Origin of the sequence: [Clostridium] symbiosum ATCC 14940, from assembly GCF_000466485.1 — a bacterium.
In the GTDB taxonomy this organism is placed as follows: Bacteria; Bacillota; Clostridia; order Lachnospirales; family Lachnospiraceae; genus Otoolea; species Otoolea symbiosa.
This window is the reverse complement of record NZ_KE992799.1, coordinates 82365-104630: the sequence shown is the minus strand read 5'-3', so window position 1 is coordinate 104630 and position 22266 is coordinate 82365. Positions and strand designations below refer to the sequence as shown.

Annotated in this window: 22 protein-coding genes; 3 read left to right on the top strand and 19 right to left on the bottom strand. The window is 48.1% G+C overall.

Going from position 1 to position 22266, the window contains the following annotated elements:
- Positions 1 to 71: 71 nt before the first annotated feature.
- The 11 genes from CLOSYM_RS01675 to glf form a co-directional block, all read right to left on the bottom strand.
- Positions 72 to 470: a DUF2304 domain-containing protein gene (locus CLOSYM_RS01675; RefSeq protein WP_021640686.1), complete on the bottom strand. Its 399-nt coding sequence runs from the start codon at positions 468 to 470 to the stop codon at positions 72 to 74.
- Positions 471 to 473: 3 nt separating this feature from the next.
- The gene (locus CLOSYM_RS01670; protein WP_003497693.1) at positions 474 to 1163 is read right to left on the bottom strand and encodes a glycosyltransferase family 2 protein; all 690 of its coding nucleotides are present in this window, start codon (positions 1161 to 1163) and stop codon (positions 474 to 476) included.
- A 79-nt stretch (positions 1164 to 1242) separates the two neighbouring features.
- Positions 1243 to 2202, bottom strand: coding sequence for a glycosyltransferase family 2 protein (locus tag CLOSYM_RS01665; protein WP_003497695.1), 960 nt, complete (start codon positions 2200 to 2202; stop codon positions 1243 to 1245).
- Positions 2203 to 2364: 162 nt separating this feature from the next.
- Complete coding sequence (locus CLOSYM_RS01660; RefSeq protein ID WP_009297678.1) at positions 2365 to 3228, bottom strand: glycosyltransferase family 2 protein; 864 nt, start codon at positions 3226 to 3228, stop codon at positions 2365 to 2367.
- Positions 3229 to 3254: 26 nt separating this feature from the next.
- Positions 3255 to 5237, bottom strand: a complete 1983-nt coding sequence (locus tag CLOSYM_RS01655; protein WP_021640684.1) for a DUF2142 domain-containing protein — start codon at positions 5235 to 5237, stop codon at positions 3255 to 3257.
- 122 nt (positions 5238 to 5359) lie between these two features.
- Positions 5360 to 5533, bottom strand: a complete 174-nt coding sequence (locus CLOSYM_RS23325; protein WP_242828634.1) for a glycosyltransferase family protein — start codon at positions 5531 to 5533, stop codon at positions 5360 to 5362.
- A gap of 108 nt (positions 5534 to 5641) precedes the next feature.
- Positions 5642 to 6079: a phosphocholine cytidylyltransferase family protein gene (locus CLOSYM_RS23320; RefSeq protein ID WP_021640681.1), complete on the bottom strand. Its 438-nt coding sequence runs from the start codon at positions 6077 to 6079 to the stop codon at positions 5642 to 5644.
- On the bottom strand, positions 6076 to 7167 hold the full coding sequence (locus tag CLOSYM_RS01645; protein WP_021640680.1) for a pyridoxal-phosphate-dependent aminotransferase family protein: 1092 nt from the start codon (positions 7165 to 7167) through the stop codon (positions 6076 to 6078). Before CLOSYM_RS01645 ends, CLOSYM_RS23320 begins: the two co-directional genes overlap by 4 nt.
- Positions 7164 to 8489, bottom strand: coding sequence for a lipopolysaccharide biosynthesis protein (locus CLOSYM_RS01640; protein ID WP_021640679.1), 1326 nt, complete (start codon positions 8487 to 8489; stop codon positions 7164 to 7166). The genes CLOSYM_RS01645 and CLOSYM_RS01640 overlap by 4 nt, the downstream gene beginning before the upstream one ends.
- Positions 8490 to 8509: 20 nt before the next feature.
- Positions 8510 to 9448: a LicD family protein gene (locus tag CLOSYM_RS01635; protein ID WP_003506246.1), complete on the bottom strand. Its 939-nt coding sequence runs from the start codon at positions 9446 to 9448 to the stop codon at positions 8510 to 8512.
- Entirely contained in the window at positions 9438 to 10547 is a 1110-nt protein-coding gene (glf, locus tag CLOSYM_RS01630; protein WP_021640678.1) for a UDP-galactopyranose mutase, read from the bottom strand. Before glf ends, CLOSYM_RS01635 begins: the two co-directional genes overlap by 11 nt.
- Positions 10548 to 10890: 343 nt before the next feature.
- On the opposite strand from glf, the gene CLOSYM_RS01625 reads away from it, so the two are divergent.
- Both CLOSYM_RS01625 and CLOSYM_RS01620 read left to right on the top strand, forming a co-directional pair.
- The gene (locus CLOSYM_RS01625; protein WP_021640677.1) at positions 10891 to 11379 is read left to right on the top strand and encodes an HD domain-containing protein; all 489 of its coding nucleotides are present in this window, start codon (positions 10891 to 10893) and stop codon (positions 11377 to 11379) included.
- A gap of 11 nt (positions 11380 to 11390) precedes the next feature.
- Positions 11391 to 11771 (top strand): hypothetical protein, encoded by a 381-nt coding sequence (locus CLOSYM_RS01620; protein ID WP_021640676.1) that lies wholly within the window; start codon positions 11391 to 11393, stop codon positions 11769 to 11771.
- A 131-nt stretch (positions 11772 to 11902) separates the two neighbouring features.
- Here the strand turns inward: CLOSYM_RS01620 and rbsD are convergent, their stop codons facing one another.
- The 8 genes from rbsD to CLOSYM_RS01580 form a co-directional block, all read right to left on the bottom strand.
- Positions 11903 to 12298, bottom strand: a complete 396-nt coding sequence (rbsD, locus tag CLOSYM_RS01615) for a D-ribose pyranase (RefSeq protein WP_021640675.1) — start codon at positions 12296 to 12298, stop codon at positions 11903 to 11905.
- A 32-nt stretch (positions 12299 to 12330) separates the two neighbouring features.
- Positions 12331 to 13476: a M24 family metallopeptidase gene (locus CLOSYM_RS01610; protein ID WP_044902039.1), complete on the bottom strand. Its 1146-nt coding sequence runs from the start codon at positions 13474 to 13476 to the stop codon at positions 12331 to 12333.
- Positions 13477 to 13546: 70 nt separating this feature from the next.
- Complete coding sequence (locus CLOSYM_RS01605) at positions 13547 to 14563, bottom strand: alcohol dehydrogenase catalytic domain-containing protein (protein ID WP_021640673.1); 1017 nt, start codon at positions 14561 to 14563, stop codon at positions 13547 to 13549.
- 80 nt (positions 14564 to 14643) lie between these two features.
- Positions 14644 to 15645 (bottom strand): ABC transporter permease, encoded by a 1002-nt coding sequence (locus CLOSYM_RS01600; RefSeq protein WP_044902038.1) that lies wholly within the window; start codon positions 15643 to 15645, stop codon positions 14644 to 14646.
- A 97-nt stretch (positions 15646 to 15742) separates the two neighbouring features.
- Complete coding sequence (locus CLOSYM_RS01595) at positions 15743 to 16741, bottom strand: ABC transporter permease (RefSeq protein WP_021640671.1); 999 nt, start codon at positions 16739 to 16741, stop codon at positions 15743 to 15745.
- The gene (locus CLOSYM_RS01590) at positions 16741 to 18288 is read right to left on the bottom strand and encodes a sugar ABC transporter ATP-binding protein (RefSeq protein ID WP_021640670.1); all 1548 of its coding nucleotides are present in this window, start codon (positions 18286 to 18288) and stop codon (positions 16741 to 16743) included. Before CLOSYM_RS01590 ends, CLOSYM_RS01595 begins: the two co-directional genes overlap by 1 nt.
- 165 nt (positions 18289 to 18453) lie before the next feature.
- A complete protein-coding gene (locus tag CLOSYM_RS01585; RefSeq protein ID WP_021640669.1) occupies positions 18454 to 19554 on the bottom strand; it encodes a substrate-binding domain-containing protein in 1101 nt (366 codons plus the stop codon).
- A gap of 273 nt (positions 19555 to 19827) precedes the next feature.
- A complete protein-coding gene (locus CLOSYM_RS01580) occupies positions 19828 to 20493 on the bottom strand; it encodes a GntR family transcriptional regulator (RefSeq protein WP_021640668.1) in 666 nt (221 codons plus the stop codon).
- Positions 20494 to 20732: 239 nt separating this feature from the next.
- Between CLOSYM_RS01580 and CLOSYM_RS01575 the strand changes: the two genes are divergently transcribed.
- Positions 20733 to 22016, top strand: coding sequence for a hypothetical protein (locus CLOSYM_RS01575; RefSeq protein WP_242828633.1), 1284 nt, complete (start codon positions 20733 to 20735; stop codon positions 22014 to 22016).
- Positions 22017 to 22266: the final 250 nt, after the last annotated feature.

Below are 22266 nucleotides of genomic sequence, written 5' to 3'. Positions count from 1 at the left end.
TACCGGCGGCGTCCTCACCTGCTTAACTAAATCTAAAAACCCACACATAGCGGCGCGCTATAAACAATAACCTATTCAGAAACATGTTCGGAAACACCAGATTCCCATTCTATCCGCTTTTCCTTCTCCTCCTGCGCCCTCCTGTTCTCCTCCAGAGCCATCTCCTGAACCAGTTCTTTTACCCTGGTTTCCAGCTGTGACATCTTAATTGACATATGGAACATTTTTACAATCAGCAGGAAAATCACCGACAGGAAAATAAAGTTCGCTGTCGTATATGTCCCCGCCAGCCGGGCCAGAATCGCCGGTAACTGCGGAAATATACTGAACAAAATCAGTATGAAGGAAAAACCAATCCAGAAGATGGAATCCTCTATCTGAAGTTTGGACTGGCGGATCCGCCTCATAATAAGAATCGTGGTCGCCACAGAAACAACAATTAAAACAATCCGAAGCATAAGCGTCATCATCCGTCACCCTCTCTTCCTGAAATTCTGTATCAGCAGGATTGATATCAGCATTTTGATCATATACCGGGATGCATTGACCGGGGTCAGGTAGCTGGCTCCCAACAGGCGCTCATCCATAATAACGGGAACCTCCGCGATTCTTGCCCCCTGTTTAATGAGATAGGAAACTGTATCCGGCTCCGGTCCGTAATTCAGTCCTTTGGCGAACTCCTCTATCATCCTGCTGCTGAACATTCTCATTCCGGAGGTCGGATCCTTGATATCCACACCGGTTGTCATCCGGATTGCTTTCTCAATCAGGTTGCTACCAAGCATCCTCATCGTAAATGGTTTCTTCTGGCCGACAAAGCGGGAGCCGATTACTATCTCGTAGCCCTCGTCCATTTTTTCTTTCATCGCCGCAATATATTCCGGCCTGTGCTGTCCGTCTCCGTCCAGTTGAACCGCATAACGGTATCCATACCGGGCCGCATACTTAAGCCCTGCCTGAAAACCGCCTGCAAGTCCCAGATTAACCGGCAGATCCAAAAGGTTATAGCCATTGCGCCTGCAGATAGCCGCCGTCTCATCCCTGGAACCGTCGTTTACAATCACGTAGTCATACTGCGGAAACTCTTTTATGAGCCGGTTTACTACGCGTTCAATATTTTCTGCCTCATTATAAGCGGGTATTACAATTAGCAGCTCTGCCATTTTTTCCTCCGTCAATGTAACGCTTATTATTATTCGCAGCTTTGCTGGAAAGCGCGGTTCTTCGAACAGTAACCAACAATTATTCCCAGTACGACTGGTTCATTGTAAGCTTTTTAATCAGCCGGACCGGAAGTTTTTTATATGCTTTTCCCAGCCGGTATCCAATATATTTAAATCCGCTTTGGAGCACAAGCTCCGGAAGCAGATACCATTTCCCATTCTTTAACAGCCATCCGGCCGTTGTCCTGACAAGACGCATCCCTTCCCCTTCGGAGGGAAGTCCGCCGAATACTTCCGGATGATCCGCCTGGGAAACTGCCAGATCAAAGTTCCGGTGAAGCTGTTCCATTGCTTTATAATTATGGGAATGAATCACCTCCGCGTTTGCCGCATAGGCTATTTTATATCCCGCCTTTACGGCTGTGGCCGCGTAAATCATATCTTCATTAAATACTGTCTTCGCCGTAAAGCCTCCCAGTTTCAGATAGATGTCACGTTTATAAGCGGCGCAGACATTGGAACAGAAATACGTCTTAATGCCAAGTATTTCTAAGTCTTCCTTCCCCTTTACCCGGCTGATACCCGGATAATTAAAATCTCTGGTAAAACGCTCAATCACTCCGCAGTCCGCCGCTGGAAGCTGTCTCGCATAGGATGCCGCAATATCTTCCCCGGCCATCAGGGCCGAAACCAGATTTTTTACCAGCTCCCTGTTATGGGGTATGGCGTCCTGGGTCATACAGATGCAGATTTCAGCATCCGATTCAAGAATCCCCCTGTGTCTGGTACCCCCGTGATCAAAATCCTCCTGAGCCAGATGGATTAAGGTCAGTTCTGTCTCACTGCCCTCAAACAGCGGCTCGTAACGCTCTGCATTCCAATACTGGCGTTCCGTATTCATGATAATGATCCTGTTTGGACGCCAGGTCTGCTTTTGCAGCCGCTTCAGAAGCTGCTCCAGCTTGTCACCCGGCCTGAAAGCAGGAATGATCACATCTATTTTTATTCTTCCGTTTTCCGGTACTTCTGCCGAACTCATCTCGTCCTCCCGGCGCTTTGCCATCCCGTACTTATTGTACTAATTTTTAGACCTGTCTGAACTGTTACAGCATTCGGCTAATTGAAATCGCTTCGCGATGAGCCGAATGCCTGCTGCCACTATCTTTTCGCACGTTCAGCGCAGCCAGTACGCAGACCTGTCTCAACTGTTACCGTATTCGTCATAGGCCTTCACGTAAAAATGCATCAGAATCTTCACAAGCCATCCGGGCCACATTTTCTCGAACATGGCCATCTCGTCCTTTGTCCGCCTGTTGTCTTCAATGCAGGCTTTCGTCGTCGCCCCCTCATGGACTCTGTATGCAATCAGCGGTTTTTCCACGCAGATAAATCTGCCCTTTTGTCCTGCAAGCTCATAAAGATTATCCCAATCCAGAGCAAAATCATACCTGGAACGGAACATCTCTTCCCCCGCCAGCTCCTTCTGATACGTACAGGCCGGACAGCAGAGCGAATTGCCGAAGATAACGCTGCTTCGTTTTACCGGCCGCAGACCTGACAGCAATTTCAGCCGGAGCGGCATCCGAAGTATCTTCTTCACCAGCCATACCTTGTTGAAGCACTCGGTCTTCATCCCTCTTTCCGTCATCTTTAACGTCATGTAATCACTGACAAAAACCGACATGTCGGGGTATTTCGCAAACGCCTGATAAAGCTCCTTTGTATAATCGCTTCTGTAAACGTCGTCCTGATGGGCAATCGTCACCAGACGGCCACCGGCTTTATGCCAGGCAAACAGCCAGTCCTCCCTGATGTTGCTCTCTCCCTCCCTCACATAGAGAGGAACCGCATATTTCTTTGTAATTTTTTCGATGTAAGGGCTCGGAGTGGAGGTACAGCAAATCACATCTGTCTTTACCTGCTGCTCCGTAAGGGAGCGGATGCAGGCCTCCAGATAAGGCGAATCCTTATAGGCACAGACTGCAAAGGTATGCAACGGCTGTCCTTCTTTGTCTGCGCCGGTTATAATGCCGGACTTAACCAAACCTCGTTTCTGTATCTTCATCCTGCCACTTCCTTTCAATTTAAATGTTACAGACAGAACTTCTGCAGCACATTCACATAATACTCTGACAAAAGAATTCCTCCTGCCAGCGCAAGCACCACTGCGTAGTAATCCTGATTTTTAAGGTGTACGGTAATCCATTTCGGGTTAAACACCAGCCATACCAGGAACAGAAGCGGAATGTAGTAACGCCCCTGCACGCCGTCAATATAAGTATTGCCCGGTGTTGTAAAAACAAGATACATAGATGTCCAGACAAGGACAACTGCCGCCGATGCGAGGACGAATATCCACAATTTCTGCTTCCAGTCAAGACGTTTTCCACAGGAAGACTGTCCACCCGTGAGGATAACTGCCGCAGAGCCTGCATAAATCAGCCAGGGAAACGCTGCCTCTCCCTGATGTCCCAGCAGTCCCAGCGATTTTTCGCCCATTACATAAGAAGGCAGGGTATTAAAGATATTTTGGAGCAATATCTTTGCATAAGCGACTGGATGTCCAAGTATATAGGACATCTGTCCTGCCTCGCTGGTATTCTCCCCCCTCAAATCTCCTGTCTCGCTGGGTGAAAAGATTGCCGGCAGTGCAAAAGAGGCCATCAGTCCAAGGCACAAGGCTATCATTCCGCCCTTCATAATAAGACGCTCTTTCCGGCTTCTGAAATGATCCGCAGGTATTAACAGGCCAACCAGGAGCAGCGGCGCATATACCGCCTTGATTCGGCATCCCCAGAAGAATGCCAGCATCATCACGGCATAGTCCGTACAGGTTATCTTTTTCTCCGTATCTAAAATGGCCCGGAGGATGCAGGCAAAGGATAAATACATAAAAGCCGTCACAGTCGGGTCGTAGGAATATACCCCGGCCAGCATCATCGGCTCCGGCATCAGCCCGAGGAAGGCCATAATCCCTTTTCCGACCGGTGTTTTCCTGATGGCCAGACAGAGGATGATACAGTAAATATAAAGGTTGCCCAGCCTTCCCAGCTTATATACGAGGGAGAAGGGCAGACGAAACATCTGTCCCGCTTTCAGGAATAATGCCTCGCCGGCATATCCGGTAAAAATTGTTTTATTTAAATCAGCGCTCCAGGTAATTCCCCCGTTCCGGTAATCGCCCGCAGTGTCCAGATAATTGTCAAGCTCTCTCTGTTCTTCCACTGTTCCCGGCTGATTATAAGGCCAGGTGTCAATCCCGGCAATAAACTCCTGGGTGACGGCAGGGGAAACCGATACCGGCGTTCTGTAGTTGGACAGCCAGAAGCTCTGTGAAAAATGAACCTCCTCATCCCAGCTCACCTTATTGGCCGGCAGGGACAGGGAGAAAAGCGTCCCGATGGTGACGGAAATAACCAGGAATCCCACTTCAATCCGTTTTCCAAAATAATCCCGGAAGAAAATCAGCATGGCGGCAATTCCAAGGGCGCACCAGAAGAAGCACAGCCTGTACCAGTTGACGGCAGGGATTGTGACTGCCTCAAAACCTGAGATTTTTAACGGAAAACCGGAAAAATCAATATAAGACAGCCCTGGCTCGTCAAGAGCATCCCGGAAAATATAGATTTCCGCATACTCCGCCCTCTTTCCCACAGGAATCCAGGAAGTTTTTATATTCTTGCTGTTTCTGTCTTCCACCGTTAGGATGTCACGCTCCCGCAGCTCGCCGTACTCATTATAAACTCCCACCTTCATCGTGGCATTCAGCAGCCCCTCATATTCGTAGGAATAACAGAACTTGTCCACATAACGTCCGCTAAGCGGCACGCGTATCTTGCCGCCGTTCCCGTCAAATACCAGTTTTCCTCCGTCTTCATGGAATCCCTCATAAGTAGTCTGACTTATGTCAACTGAAAAACTGCCCTGGTTTTTCCCGGAGTTCGCCCGGATCAGCGGAAGATTACAGAATATTTCGAGAAAAATGCCTGCAATAAGAACAGCCAGCACGGTCAGAGCCAGCTTCTTCTGGTTTTTTATAATTTCTTTTTGAACGTTCTCTTTCAAAGTCCACACCTGCCTGCTCTATTTATCGGGTAAGCTATTACAGTTCAGCCTTTGGCCAAACTGCAATAAACGATGCACAGAAACGGGAAAACACCTCGCGGAATACATCATGACTGAATTGTTACGGTATACTATCTCACGATTTTTTCCACGCCTCTGTGTTCCAGAATCCGCTCGTAATCCTCGATATAATCTACTTCCGCCCAAAAATGTCCGTCCACGTCCTCCACATAGACCGGCATCTCTTTTGTCAGTCCGTAAATCACATTCTCCCACCAGACGGAATGCTCCTGCCGGTTAATCATCGCTTCCATCCTGCCGCAAAATTCGGGAAGGAACGCTCTGGCAAACCGGCCGATTCCGATATATTCACCTGTAATATCGCTGCCCTCCAGCTCTTTCCCGTATTTTTTTTAAATCCCGTCTTCATAGAAAAATTTATAATCGGCCGTCTCTTTCCGGCTCTCATCGGCAAACATCACCGGACTCTTCTTCTCCGCCAGGATCCGGTCCAGAAGACGGTCTTCCAGGTAAACATCCCCATTCATAATCAGCAGATCGTCTCCTTCGAGAAAATCCCTGGCAAACCAGGCGGAAACAATGCTGTTGGTTACATCGTAGAACGGGTTATAGAAAAATGAAACCTCCCGGCCCTCAAGAACGTCGCGTATCACCTGGCTCTTATATCCCAGAACAATCCCGATATCGCGGATTCCCCTGGATTTCAGCAGATCCACCGTATACTGGATCAGACATTTTCCTTCCCCGATATCCACCGTACATTTCGGGTTTCCGGAAAGATAACGCGATATTCTCGTCCCTCGTCCTGCCGCTAAAATCAGTGTTTTCACAAAAGCCCCCTGTTCTGCATGTCTTTCAATGCATCAATCAGTTTTTTATTATCTTCTGCCGTAAGATGCCCTATATGGCCCACGCGGAAAACCTTCTCTGCCAGTTCACCGCCGCAGGGGCATACAAAGATCCCGTATTCGTCTTTCAGTATCTCAAAAATCCGGTAAGCCGATACCGGACTTCCGTCGGGAAGCGTTCCGGTGGGATGAAGGGGCGTTTCCGCCGCAGACAGCGATTCGGATACAATTTCAAACGGCATACCGGAAATCTGGCGCCGGAAATCTGATGCCAATGATTCTATCTGCTCCCTCTCCCTTTCCATTCCCTTTTCGTCTATCATTTTAAGCCTGCGGTTCATCTGGATCAGGATTCCGACAGCCGGGGTAAACGGAGTCTGTCCTCGTTCCCCGTCTCTTAAACAGTCCTTCAGGTTAAAATAGAGCGACCTGGGTTCTGCCTTTTCCACCCGTTTAACTGCTCTTTCATTCATCACAACCGCGGCAATCCCCGGAGGCAGGGCCAAAGCCTTCTGTGATCCGGTCAGCACCAGATCCACGCCCCATTCCTCCATCCTGAAGTCATCGGCCAGAAAAGAGCTGATGGCATCCACCACAAGCCACATCCCGTTTTTCCTGCAGAAACGGCTGATTAAGTCCATATCATAGAGAACTCCGGTGGAAGTTTCATGGACATTGACGAGAAAACCCGTATATCCCTGGCCTGCATAGGGCATTAGATGCCCGGCCGTTAATTTCCGGCCGCTCTCCAGTTTTATTTCATCATAAGGAATCCCATGGACGGCACAGATTTTCACAAAACGCGCGCCGAAGCTGCCGCCATTCACCACCAAAAGCCGGTCATCCGGGGTAAAAAGGTTGATTACCGCCGCCTCCATGGCCCCTGAGCCGGAGGCTGTCAGAAACACTGTTCTGGCCTTATCACCGGCCTTCATAAAACGGGTCATCAGGGATTCATTTTCCTTCATCAGTGCGGAGAATTCCGGCGTGCGGAAATACGGTATCTCTTCTGCGCCGATTTCCCGTATCTCTTTCTCCATCTGAACGGGTCCAACTGTAAAATTAATCATTTCGCCATTTTCCTCCCATTTCGGTTTTCTTTCCTGTAAAAATAGAGGGCCGTCAGCCCAAAGCAGACTGTCAGCGCAAACATCAGCATCAGGTAGGACAACGCTCCTCCCAGAATTCCCATCCACCTCACAAACGGAGAGGAAATCAGGAAGGCGGCCCCTGCCACCAGGGCATATATGACAAATATGTGCCTGCGCTTCTGCATAATAATCAGTGAATAATAGAACAGGTTAATATAGGCGTTAAACGCTCCTCCCAAAATGATCAGAAGCAGTGGCAGACGGCTGTCTGCAATCGCATATCCTATCTTCGGATACAGCATGCTCAGCACCGGTATTCCCAGGAACCATGCTCCGCCTAAAGCCAGCACCGTAAGTCCGGCAATGATGGCAGCCAGACGGCCGACCACCTTCGCGAAATTCGCAAATTCGCGGTTTTCCCAGACCAGGGACAGCTTTGTAATATAAGGCCTGATTACGAAACCGGCCACCAGGTTAATGACGCTGGTCGGCATAAAGATAGCTCCGAAAATGGCCTGATCTTTGTTCAGCATATTTCCCTCAATTGCATATTTGGATGCGGAAAATACATAGAAATCAATAATCGCCGAGAGAAACAGCAGGAAGTTTTCCTGAAACAGCAGCGAACATCTGCCTTTCCGGCAGCTCCAGTCCACCTGGGGAAGCTCTCCGATTATGGATATATTAAATATCAGGACGCCCAGAATCTGTGCAATCACAGAAACCATACAGGACAGCACCAGGTTATGGCTCATAACAAGGCAGGCGATAAAGCTGCCCGCTGAAAAGAGCGTCCGGAACGTATTGGACTTTCCTGTCAGATAAAGGCGGCCGTCTCTCTGAAACTCGGCTTCGTATACATCGGCAAAGCCGTCTATCACCTTATAACAAACCATTAAAATCACCGTCATGGTCTTTACGTAAGTATAAGTATCCTGGTTAAAGTATACATACAGCAGGCCAAAAACAAGCGCTCCGCCGCAGGTTACAAAACGCAGGCGCAGATATTCTCCAAAGGTGTAACGCCTTCCTATATCCGTAATATGAAAGGGACGCATTCCGAAATAGGCGACCATAAACATATGCTGTCCGAATGCGGAAAAGGCGAAGCTGAATATTCCACCTTCGTCCTCTCCCACTACCTGAATCACCACGATAGACAGAACCATCGATGCGAACGCATAGAGCAAGCTTCCCAGCATGTTCCAGACCATATTCCGTTTTTCCAGATTATCATCTCCGCCAATCAGGAGTGTTCTGAGTAGATTCATCACGGTTACCTGTCTTTCATTTGTTGTCATATTTTTCACGGCGACGTACCTTATACCCCGGGATTCTCTCCGCCGGAAAAGGACAGTTTATAAGGATAATGCGTTTTTCGTTTTTCCGCAGGAGGAAGCTCCATGAAGTCTCCGTACATGTTGATGAGCATCTCTTCTATATTGCCGGGAAAATTAATCCTTCTTCCCTCAAATTCTATTTTTCTGAGAGGATGGTATTTCCGCTTGTCCACCAGATTCCAATAGGGGCTGGTGTCGGGAAGGAATGCCATCCGGTCCGTATCTATCTTCTCATACCGCCTGCATACCGCCTCGCACCGCCTTCTCAGGCCTTCCGGCGAAATGCAAAGCAGTTTCATGCTGCTGTAAACCAGGCCGCAGACCGACCAGATCAGCTTTGCCTTCCATCCCTTCTGTGCCAGTGTGGGTTTCGGAATGGCCCGCAGGATCATGAGCTTGCTGAAAAACCATGCCGTCCAGGACTGCACCTGATACATAACCGGGTTGTCGGAAACATTGTCCAGCACATAGAGATCCAGAAAAATCCCGAACGGGCAGTCAACGTCCTTCATCACTTCCTCAATAAATACGGTTCCCCGTTTTACAAGCCGGGTCGTCATCAGAGGATATGCCGGGCATGTTTTTGCATTCAGAACAAGATATTTATCTCCCATTTTCTTCTGCACAATCTTCAGAAACTTCTCAAAGTCTTTTCTGGGCATGGCAATATCGATGTCATCATCCCAGGGGATAAACCCCTTATGTCTGATGGCACCGATTCCCGTTCCGGCAATGCCGAAATATTCCAGATGGTACGTTTCACAGATTAGCAGAAAATCATCAAGGATTGAGAGGATTTCCTGCTGCAGGCGGCTTAGGATTTCCGGTTCGTAGAACCTGCCCTGTGCCTGCGGATGCGGCTCAGCAGCGGGCCGGCCGGCCGGTATCTGCCCGTGGGTTACAGTTTTATTACTGCTCATCTCCAAATTCCTCTTTCGCACGTTTCAGCGCAGATTCTATTACCTTATCCATGTCATAGTACTTATACTCTGCCAGGCGGCCGCCGAAAATCACATTTTCCTCACCGGCTGCAAGTCCGGCATATTTGCCGTAAAGCTCCTGGTTCTTCTCATCGTTTACCGGATAATACGGCTCCATGCCCATCTTCCAGTCTTCGGGATATTCCCTGGTAATGACAGTCTTTGGCTGTGTTCCGAATTCAAAATGTTTATGCTCGATGATTCGCGTAAACGGAGTTTCCCTGTCGGTATAATTGACGACAGCCACTCCCTGGTAATTGTCGGTGTCCAAAAGCTCCGATTCAAACCGCAGGCTTCTGTACTCCAGATTGCCGAAGCGGTAATCGTAATACGCATCTATCATTCCGGTGTAAACAATCTTTTCTGCTATCCCGTCGTAATCTTCCCGGTTCTCCAGATAGTCTGTTCCGGTCCTGATTTCGCAGCCCTCAAAAAGCTTTTCTATAATAGCATTATAACCATCTTTCGGGATTCCCTGATAAGGATCGTTAAAATAATTGTTATCATAGGTAAAACGCACCGGCAGACGGCGGATAATGAAAGCGGGAAGCTCCCTGCAATCACGTCCCCACTGCTTTTCCGTATAGCCCTTTACCAGTTTTTTATAGATATCCGTACCGACCAGCTTGATCGCCTGCTCCTCCAGGTTCTCCGGCTCTCCGGGAACGGCTTTTTTCTGCTCCTCTATAATGGCTTTCGCCTCTTCCGGCTTGGAAATGCCCCACATTTTACTGAATGTGTTCATGTTGAACGGCATATTGTACATCTCGCCGTTATAATTTGCGACCGGACTGTTGGTATAACGGTTAAACTCCGTGAATTGATTGACAAAATCCCATACTTCCCGGTTGGAGGTATGGAAGATATGGGCGCCGTACTGATGTACCCGGATCCCTTCCGTTTCTTCACAGTAAATATTGCCTCCAATATGCTCTCTCTTTTCTATCACAAGACATCTCTTCCCGTGTTTTCCGGCCATCCAGGCAAATACGGCCGCATACAGGCCGCTTCCTACCAGAAGATAATCATACTTTTTCATCCGTTAAGAATTCCTCCATTATGATTGCAACAATTACAGCATCAGACGCCCTTTAACGGGTGTCTGCCATTGCATTTTAGTATGGTCGGCACAGTAAGTGTGCAGGCCTGTCTGAATTGTTACTTACTTGTTACTGTCCGCTAAACCGCGTTTTTCAGCGGGGCTGTGAATAGTAACACTTATTTTACTATACTTTAAGGGAAAAGTAAACAAAGGCGTTGTAGCGGCGGCACAAATCAGGTATACTCTAGATAACAGTTCATGCTGTCCGAACTTTACTTACACAATTGTATTCTTATAACGGGTGTGACCTCACCCGCAGCGGAAAGAGGGGAATTTTGAAATGGATATTTTAGACGACCTGTTAATGAAAATGATTAGCTACAACTCCGGCGATCCGAAACGGATTCAGCACCTTATCAAGGTTCACAGCTTCGCGCGTCTGATTGGGCTGTCGGAGAATCTGGAGAGCGATACCCAGTTTATTCTGGAAGCCGCCGCAATTGTACACGATATCGGGATTAAACCTGCCGAAGAAAAGTATGGCTACTGCAACGGCAAGCTGCAGGAACAGGAAGGACCTGAACCCGCTGAAAAACTGCTCCGTTCCCTCGGTTTCCGCGCCTCCGTTGTCGACCGCGTCTGCTATCTGGTCGGTCATCACCACACTTATTCCGATGTGGACGGCCTGGATTACCAGATACTGCTGGAGGCCGATTTCCTGGTAAATCTGTTTGAAGAAGGACTGGAACCGGAGGCTGCCGATGCGGCTTATCATAATATCTTCCAGACGGAGACGGGGAAAAGGATTTGTGAGGAGATGTTTTTTTAAGAGGCTATAAAGTGATACGTTTCATTTATTATGATCCCGGTTGTTCTCTTACTATTATTGAGATTAATAGAAATGAGCTACAAAACAAAGATATTAGCACAAAATTACTAAAGCTCAGAGGGAATTTCTCATTATCTATGCCACCAGACAGAGATACTTATGCAAAAAAGCACGTTCATATTGAGTTAATATGTCAACATATTATGAAAGCACAAGGATTTAGTGATTTGGTTAGAGCTTATAATTTCGATGAACCGAGAATCACTGTTCACGAGAACTATCGGACATTTATAAATAATTATTTTTCGGAAGAAAGCATTACGTCTCTAAGTGCTGCATTAGAAAGTAAGTTTAATAACATACTTGAAAATCTTCATAGTCTAGTTCAATAGCTTTGTAAAACAAACGCAACTACTTATCAAAATAGTTGCGTTTGTTTCTATAATATCTTTGTATAAGCTTATAACGTTCCGCTTAAATAATCTTCAAATATCATTCAACAATACCGTCCAGGCAGCCAGTACTAAAACGTCACCCCTGAAACCAAAATCACATTCGCAAAAGCCGTAGTCTCCCCGGTCCGTATCACGGCCCGACTCTCCTTCATCTTCTCCTTAAACATTTCGTGGGGCACATATTGCACTTTCGCATCCGGAAAGCGTTTCAAAATCCCAGCCTCCATCTCCGGAGACCTCTCACGGATTTCTTCTGCCAGGATAATTCCTTCCACCTGCATCTCACAAAGTACCGCATCCAGTGTCTGTAAAAATCCCGGAACGCCTTTCACAAGCGCTAAATCAATCCGTTTCACGTCCTCCGGTATCGGCAGCCCCGCATCTCCTATCGTCAGCTGCTGCGTATGGCCAAGCCTGGAAATCACATAACTGATCTCCGAATTCAATAATTCCGTCCGTTTCATTGCCACTTCCCCTTTCCGGCCCCGTGTACCGTTCAGTCTACCACCAGCATATCCGGCCTCTCCAACCGAATCCCATTCACCTCCCAAACCAGCTTCGGGTAAGTTATCGGTCTTGTAATAAAGAGCGGTCCGTCCTTTGTGACCAGGAATGAGTCCTCCGACTTCGTGCCATCTACCACCGGATTATAGCAATATGCCTGATTCTCCTGAATTTTATGGTGGCAATCAGGCGTGATCATATATTCTCTGGGCCAGTACCCCTGACAGCCTCCCTGTCCGTGTTTTTCAAACATTCCAGGATAGCCCCTGTCCAGATATGCCTGCTTCAGCGTCTCATACATATCAAGTTCATCCGCACCGACAGCCGCTTTGGCAGCCGCCATACATTCCATCTCACTGCAATCCCGGTACTGTTCGGTCAGTGATGTATCCGGCCTGCCAAAATGTATCATTCGCGAAACCGTGGTAACCAGTCCCTTGTATCTTCCATTGATGGAGACAATCAGATTATTCTTAAGTGGTTTATCGGTAGGAAGACCATGGCGGAACAGGCAGGCCCTCTCATCAGCCGACACAAGGTGCATGACCTGTTCGATATTGTATTTCCACAATGCTTTTGAAATCCCCCCGGCAATTTCAAGTTCCGTCATTCCCGGCTTTACCCTGGGCAGATATTCTTCCAGAGCCATGGACATGGTATCTCCAAGATAACGGTACCTCCCCATCTCATTTTCCGTCATACAGTACCGGAGCGGACTGATCCATCCGTTTTCTACCACTGCGCTGCCGCAGGGTAAATCGCTCACCACCTTGTCCATGGATGAAACATGCCTGGAAACAAATTCCTCCAGCCTGTTCTCTTCCCACCCATACACGAAAAGTTCAAATCCCAGCTCCGGCAGCAATTCTTCTGTTCTGAGCCGAGGCTCCTCGATAATGTTACAGACAGCGTACATGCTCTGCCTGGTAACAAGGATGGAGACTGCGCCTCCGTCAAAACAATTTGCGACAAAATTCTTGCCGCCGGCCGTAATCCAGCTGAAATTTGGATGTTTCGTCAGCAGTAGAGCTTCCATTCCCCGCTCATCAAGCATCTTGTTTATCCTTTGCTTCTTGACGGATATTTCTAATTTTCTTGCTTCCAGGGATGTATCTTCCTTATATTTAAAAAAATCCATTTCCGTATCCCCCATTATTTTGTTATCGTAATTATTTAATTTTTTCATAATGATTCAATACTTTCATCAATTATTGCTTCGGATCAATAAATATCTCTACTCCCTGACCGCTGCCCAGCAGTTCAATCCCCTTAACCGTATCCTCCAGCGGCAGTGTGTGGGTTATCAGTTCCTGAAGCTTAAGCACTCCGCTCTCCAGCAGTTTCACCGCCTGAGGGAAGGTAGCGTTTGCCAGCCAGGTTCCCTTTACGTCGATTTCATGCTGGGTAATCCGGCTCTGCACAATCTCCGGTCTGGCATTCGCGTTTACACCGAACAGCAGCACCGTGCCGCCTTTTCTCACCGCCTTCACCGCTTCCATCATCTGGCTTCCCACCACATCAATGCCATAATCGGCCCCCATTGGAATCAGCCCGCGGACAAAGGACTCCAAATCCTCTTCTAATGGATTAATCACATAATCAGCCCCTGATTTCCGCGCATATTCCCGCCTGAGTTCACTTGGTTCCGATACAATTACCGGATAAGCTCCTGCTGCCTTTACCATTTGCGTAAACATAAGTCCAATAGTTCCGGCCCCGATCACCACCACGCTCTCACCCGGCATGACTCTGATTTTCTGAAATCCGTTCAGAAGGCAGGCCAGCGGTTCTGCAAAAGCTGCAATTTCAGCCGGTATCTCTCTGCTCACTTTATAAACCACACGTTCTGAAGTTCTGACATATTCCGCAAAACCTCCATCCACGTCGATCCCCATCGCTTTAATGTTCTCACAAAAATTCGGCAGATTATTTTTGCAGTAATCGCAGACGCCGCAATAGTCATTGGGATTTACAACGACACGGTCCCCAACCGCAACCGTTGTCACCTTGTCTCCGGTTTCCACGATTTTCCCCACCAGCTCATGTCCCAGAACGGTGCCGGGAGTTGCTTTGTATCCTGGCGGAATGCTCATTATATGTACATCCGTACCACATATGCTGCAAAGCTCCACCTCTATGATGACGTCATCATCCTTCACAATCTCCGGCCTCGGCACTTCCTTTACTGCCAGTACCCCCTCTTTTTCAAATACTGCCGCTTTCATCGCCAGCACCTCCAATTTTTAATATTTTTTAGTTTCCCTTCTTCCGCTCCCCTTCTCTTCTGTTTCCTCTCTTCCACTGCCTACCTCGCCGCCGCCTGATTTGCCCGTGCAATCTCCTTTTTCTGGCGGTATTTAACAGCCAGGTAATCCAGCAGGATACCTATAATCAGGAGTATTCCATAGGTGGAGGAACGGACAAAGCTGCTGATTCGAAGCAGGTTGAATCCGGAATCCAGCATTTGCAGCGCTGCGACCGACAGCAGAATATTGAATACATTTCCTTTTCCGCCGAGCGGTGAGATTCCGGCAAAGACAGATGCCAGCATTGCCTGCAAAACGTAAGAGGAACCGTAATCGTATTTCGCAGAGTTAGTTCTGGCAAGTATCAGGATACCCGTCAGCGCGCCCAGCATGGATGACATCATATACGTTTTAAATACCGTTTTTACATTGTCAATACCGCAGTAAAAACTGGCGACCCGGTTAGAACCAAATAACTGGGTTTTCAACCCATGCGGCGTTCTGTGGATAATCAGATACACCACCGCCAGAGCGCCCAGGAAAATAATCAGCGGCATGGGCACCAGCCCGAATAATTTGCCGTTTCCAATAAACATGACCTGTTCCGGAAAGACACCGAATACCCCCTGTCCTTTTGTAAGCACCATGCATATCCCGGTAAACAGATTCTGTGTCCCAAGCGTGGCAAGAATCGGGAATATTCCCAACTTCGCTACCAGAAGGCCGTTAATGACTCCGCATACCAGCCCTATCACTGCCGCAAAAGCCAGGCAAAGCAGAAGCCAGCTCCAAACTCCGCTGCCCGTAAGCCCGGCCGGCATATACTGCAGCAGAATAATTCCGTTTACCGTAGCCGTCAGGTTGGCTACGGCCACAATCGAGAGATCGGCTCCCGCCGTCAGCATAGTGATTCCTATCCCAAGAGTCAGAAGGCCCGCTTCCGGAAATTGGAAACACATTGACTCAAAATTGTAGGCCGTAAGAAAGCGCTCCGGCTTAAGTAAGGCAAAAATCAAAAATACGGCCAGATTGATGCCCAGCAATTGTTTTATTTTACCCATGTAATTTCCCTCCTTATCACTGTCTGCCCGGTCTGAAGCGCGTCCGGAATGCCGTCCGTTCATCCCGTTTATTCCGTTCATCCCGAACAAATATGCTTCAGCTGCGTGCCTCTCTCTTTGCCTTCACGGACTGTACCAGCACGGCAAAGATGATCAGCAGGCCAAAGGTAAATTTCTGCCAATAGGAAGGTACATTAATCAGCGCCAGATTATTGTTGATTACATTGGTCAGCATCAGGCCCAGGAAAACACCCAGTACGCTTCCCTTGCCTCCCGAAATACTGGTTCCGCCCATTACTACCGCGGCGATAACCGTAAGCTCTTCCCCCTGAAAGCTCATCGGGTCCGCCATACGGTTATTGCTGACATAAATCAGACCGGCAATCCCGGCTAAAAGTCCGGCATAACCGTAAATGAACATTCGGATCCTGGTCAGGTTATATCCTATTCTCTGCGCACTGGCACTGTCTCCGCCCAGCGCATATACCCCGCGTCCGATTATCGTGTGGCCCAGAATCAGGTGCGTCAAAATCATGATCCCCAGCATAATGAATACAGAAAAATGAAGCCCGTAGCTGGCTCCGGTGGCGTCTACCATGTTGAACCAGTATGTCTTTGAAAATTCGATTGTACAGGCAGGCATTTCTGCGCTGGCCACATATTCATTTCCTACAAAATTCAGCATCAGCCCCCTGATACTCGTTGCCACGCTGAGCGTTACAATAAAAATGGGTATCTCAAACTTATTAACCAGAAACGCATTGAGAAATCCGAAGAGCATCCCTATCACGGCCGAGATTATCATCAGAACCAGGATCGGCCCCTGGAATCCCAGTGACGTAGCAAGGCGCACCGTCATGTAAGCGGAACAGATCGCAATCGCCATAAAGGACATATCGATTCCTCCGTTGATGATAATCATCATGACGCCGCAGGCAAAAATACCTGTTACAATCATCGTACGAAATAAATCAAAGAGATTGCGCAGCGTTAAAAAGGAGGGGTTCAGCACCGAGAACAGCCCCATAACCAGAACCAGGATAATCAGGACAATAAATTCATTGCTCCTGGCATATTTTTTTAATTTAGACTGCATCAAAGCTGCCGCACCTCCTTTCTGTCTGCCGGCGCTGCCGCACTTTCCTCATCACCGGCATTCTGCGTAATCTTTTCGTTTAAAATCCCGGCTGTAAGTCCGGCCGTCTCACCTTCAAAAATCATCCGGCCGCTGTTCATGACGAGAATCCGGTTAGTCGTGCTGAGAAGCTCCCCCACATCGTCTGAAATCATAATGACAGCCATCCCCTTCTGCGCCAGTTCCCTCAAAATACGGTGGATCTCGCTTTTTGATTTAACATCCACGCCAACCGAGGGACCGTTCAGTATCAGAATCTCCGGCCGGCCGGCCAGCCATTTTGCAATAACGACACGCTGCTGGTTTCCGCCCGAGAACGTTCCCGCCTGAACCTCCGTTCCCGCCGCATTAATATTCAGTTCGCTTATTCGCTGCGCCGCTTCTTCCCTCATTCCTTTAAAATCCAGCATCCCGTTTTTCTTTTTTTTGCGGTCTAAAATGGAGGCGCTGATATTATCCGTCAGTGTCCGTTCCATAAAAAGCCCCTCTGTCAGACGATCCTCAGGGACATAACCGATATGATTAGCCAGAGCCGACCGGATATTCTTAAGCGTTTTCTGCTCTCCATGGATTTTGACTGTTCCCACGTGGATCTTCCCGATGCCGAACAATGCCTTTGCAAGCTCCGTCCGCCCGGAACCAAGCTGTCCGGTAATGCCCAGAATCTCCCCTGCGCACAGCTTGAAGCTGATATCATAAAATGATCCGTGCTGGCTGCAGTTTTCAAGCTCCAGCACCGGTTTGTCACTTATTTTCCTGTACTGGAAAGGAGTTACCTCTATCTCCTGTCCTGTCATATAATAGACCAGCTTATCGCGCTCAAACTCTTTTGCCTGCTTATCCACAATCATATTTCCGTTCCTTATGACAGCGATGCGCTGGCAGACCGTAAATACTTCGTCCAGCTTATGGCTGACGAAAATAACCGCGATTCCCTTTTCCGACAGGCCGTAGATAATTTGGTACAGGCGTTCTATCTCTTTTTTTGTCAGGGCCGTCGTAGGCTCATCCATTATAATGAGCTTAGCATTTTGCAGTATGGCCCGTGAAATGGCAATAATCTGCTTCTGGGCCACCGCCAGCCGGCTCACCTCCTCGTCCAAATCCATATCCACACCGATCATGTCAAGAGCTTCCCCGGCCTGTTTTCTCATCCGTTTCCAATTCACAAGACGGTTCCCCCCCACAAGCTGGGTCCCCAGTGAGATGTTCTCTGCCACTGTCAGATTTGGGAAAACGGAAAAGTCCTGATAAATAACCTGCACTCCTTCTTTAATTGATGTGGCAGGCAGGAGTTCCGTGTAACTGCGTCCATTCAGTTCAATACTCCCGGAATCAGCCCGGTAAACGCCTGAGATAATCTTAATCAGCGTAGACTTTCCGCAACCGTTTTCCCCCACCAGGCAAAGCCGTTCACCGGGGTAAATTGTCAGGTCGATGTCTTTTAGTACCCGGTGACCTGAAAACGATTTATTAATACCCGATACCTTCAATACTGGAGTTTTCATAGAGCACACCTCTTTTGCTGTTGTATAAACAATGAAAGCCGCGCACTGCCGGCTTTTCACCGCCAGTGAATGCCAAAGGGGACCGTCTCAAACCCGACATTGAGACAGCCCCCTTTCAGAATAAATGTGTAACGGTTCAATAGTGCCGAACAGTCACATAAATGTTTAGAAATCGTTATCTGCCAGAGTATCCTTTGTCACATCTCTCCATGCCTCACCGATAATCACATTACCGTCCAGCTTAATGGAGTGGTACCCTTCAATTCCTAAATCCATCCCATCCGTGATTGCGCCTCCGCTCTTTAAAATCTCGCCCACCCTGGCCATAATGTAGCCGCTGTCTGCGGGATCCCAGCATCCTAAGAAGGTAAGGGCGCCCGATTCAATATAATCTTTATTGGCGCTCGGAAGGCCGTTGCCGACTACCGCAATTGTCCCCTGTTTGCTTGCTTCTTCCACTGCCAGTGCATAGCCGGGAAGATCCGTGGCTGAGGTCACAAACATTCCCTTCAGGTCCGGATAAGTTTTCATAAGCTCAGCCGCCTTCTCCTGGGAAGCTTTCTGATTGTAGTTTGTCTCCACGAAAGCATCCTCATTGACACAGATCATATTCGGATAAGCTTCCTTCTGACGGGCAACCGCGCCGTCTGCCCATGCCATATGAGATTTTGCGGTAAGAGAACCGACGCACATTACGTACTCTCCCTCTTCCCCCATGGCCTCTGCCATCTTGTCCATCAGATGAGCTCCGTATGCCGGCCCGTCAAACGCCTCCACATCATAATCCACGTTGACAATCCCCTGAGCCTCATGTGATATAACAATAATTCCCTGCTCCCTGGCTTTTTTAAGAACCGGTTCCAGAGCCTCCGGAGACACAGGCACAATTGTCAATACATCGACGCCCTGTGTGATCAGATTCTCAACTTCTTTCACCTGTAATGCGGCATCTCCCTTGTCCGCCCCTGTCTGGAACGCCTCATTCCCCGTATCCTGCCCATATTTTTCAATACCTACCGCCATACGGTTAAACCATGCTCCGCCAACGGATTTCGGCAGATTCGCTACGACAATTTTTTCACCGGACTGAGCTGCTGCCTCAGTTTTGGCCTCACCGCCTCCTTCTGCTGCCTCTGCCGTTCCTGAACCGCTCTGCTCAGCAGCAGGTGCCGTTGTCTCAGGCGCGCTGCTTCCTGAACCTGAACATCCGGTCAGAGCACCGACCGTTAAACATGTCCCCATAAGAATTGCCAGCATTTTTTTCATAGACATCTTCCTCCTTTTACGTTTCCTTCTCCTTGTTTAAATAAACACTTTGTTTTGCTTGTAGCTTAATTATAACATTTCACAGTTAAAGGTCAATACCATTCTATTTAATTGTATACAATTTGTTAAAACTGTCTACTTTTTAATTATTTTTTTGTTCATCTGGTACAGAAAAATCCATATTATGTTCTATTTTTCATTTAATTTTTACATTTTTATTTAAGCATACAAAAAGGGCCTTCTTAAGCAATATGCTAAAAGGCCCTTACCGTATTATGGATTAATAAAAAAATCGACCGGAAAATCTTTTTCCAGGTTATGGAAATGCATATTATGACGTGTCAGAAGCTGAATAACCTCTTTCTCATTGCGGTCTGTCAGCGCCGTCACTATTTCTTCATGCTGCCTGTACTGTTCCTGGGGATTTTCCAGAAAATCCCCCCTCCAGGACTGTAAAAATTCTATTTTTAAATATATCTTCTTCTGAAATTCTATCAGCTGCCTGTTCCTTGCTATCATGCTGAGTTCCAGATGAAAGGCACAATCCTCTTTTATCTTCAGCGCGACATCATCATCCAGCGCTGCCTTAAGACATATTTTGGCATGCTCCATCATGCGGTTAAAATCTGCATTGCTGCCATAAAAGATCGCCAGCTTTGCCGCCAGGTTATCGAGATGGGCGCGCGTTATTCCTATCTCTTTTATCAGGTCTTCATCCCAGTTTGCAACTTCAGCAAAGCGGTTCGGATAAATATTCAGTATGCCGTCATTGGCCAGCTGCTTCATCGCATCACGGATCGGAGTTCTGCTGATCCCGAACTGAGTGGCAATCCTGGCCTCCGGAATTCGATCTCCCGGCTTGATTTTCATGGATAAAATCATATCCAGTAAATAATGATATACCATTTCACTTAAGTTATTTCCCTGATCCGCTTTCATACAATCCCCTCCCTGTTTTTTCCTATCTTTCAGTATACATTAAGCAATAAAATTGTCAACAATTCATTATAATTAAATACAGTTTTCCTCCGCAACCACTCCGATATAATCATATTTATTATGGAAACCTTTATATTTCAGCACAAAAGAAGTAATAAAAAAGTAAAAAGCGGCAACCGGACATATGGTAAAATAACGATAACCTGCACGTTCCGCGCACATCAGAAAGGAGAATCTTTTTGAAACATATTAACAAATTATCACCATATAAAATTTTACCGGTTCTGCTCCCCGTAATAGCGCTGGCCGGTGTGATGCTCACGGCCTGCGGCCGTCAGAAAAGTTCCTCCCCTGACGCCATGTCCCCCATGGAAATAAGCGAGATGCCCCTGTCCGACAGGGAACGTGACCTGATTTCCCTTGTGGACACCCATTCTTCCAGCCGGATTTTCAGATATAAAGCAGATGATAAGCTGAAAAAGCTTATTTTTTCTGTTGAGGAATTTAAAGATGGCGAAATGGTCTCCCTGGCCCGGACAGGCGGACCTGCTCCCTCCGAGGGCAGTTTATCCGTCCTGATGGATCCGGACGAGATTACTGTCTCCTGGGATGGCGGGAGATACTCCTGCCTGATTAATTCCACTTCGGGATACCGATCCAGCATCACCAGCCATCTCAGCACCCTCTCCTCCTTCCACTATAATGAGAAAGAGGTTCTGGCCATGGTGGCGAACACTCAGTCAGATACCATCACAAGCGGTAATGTGACGGATTACCATAATCTTCCCGACCTTGAAAAGCGGGGGTATGACCGGGTTCTCTTCGTCACCGTCACCTTCTCCGACACTGATACCCCTTCGGAGGATGGTTCCGGCGACAGTTTGGAATATGACGGCGGGTCACAAAATAACAATACCAAAGCCCCTTCTCTGTCGGAACAGGCAGACAGTGAATTTGAGAACAGGATACTTTTTGCAGACGGGGCAATCTATTACGGCACCTCGGAAATCGGCCCCATGGGCGATTCAGGCAGTGTGGACGGGTATATCTCATCCTCTCTGGAGCCTGAAGCAATTCCGGGTGAGGAAGGACAGTCCAACTTCGGCTGTATAGGCAGCCCATACACCTGGGACTCCGGGGACGGCAGAATCATGGTACTGTCAGAGGATAAAGAATGGCATATCTTCCAACGACGGAAAGAAGCAAAGCCCTCCGGCTCCTATTGCGCGTTTATCAGGCGGATGGACAACGATAACCTGTGGGTGGATATGGCGGAATGGATAACACCGGAAGACAAGGAAAAAGTCCGCTCCCTTAAACTGACGGAACACGATATGCCGGACGGATATTATATCCATAATCCCAGCCGGTCCCGGACCATACTCAAGCTGACAGCCGACACACAATACCGTTTCATCGACTGGGGGCGCAGCTTCTCCGACTCTGATGAATCGGAAATGCCGTTTTTCATCGAGGTGGAAAACGGGGCTGTGACATTGATCGAGGAAAAACCGATCGCCTGATGCATATCGGTTCCTTCCGCAGCGAACCAGTCATAAGAAAGGCTCCGGAGACAATGCCGGCTTTCATACGGACGGCGGACAACGATAACCTGCACGCTCCGCGCACGGTCACCGTCATCAATAAAAGCCTTTCCCGGCGCCGCTCTATGAGGCGGCACCTGGAAAAGGCTTTTTACACTGCTGTTTACCTGTTTACAACTCGCTTAACTTCCCGGAGCGGGATTGAATTTTCAGGCACGCTGCGAACTCT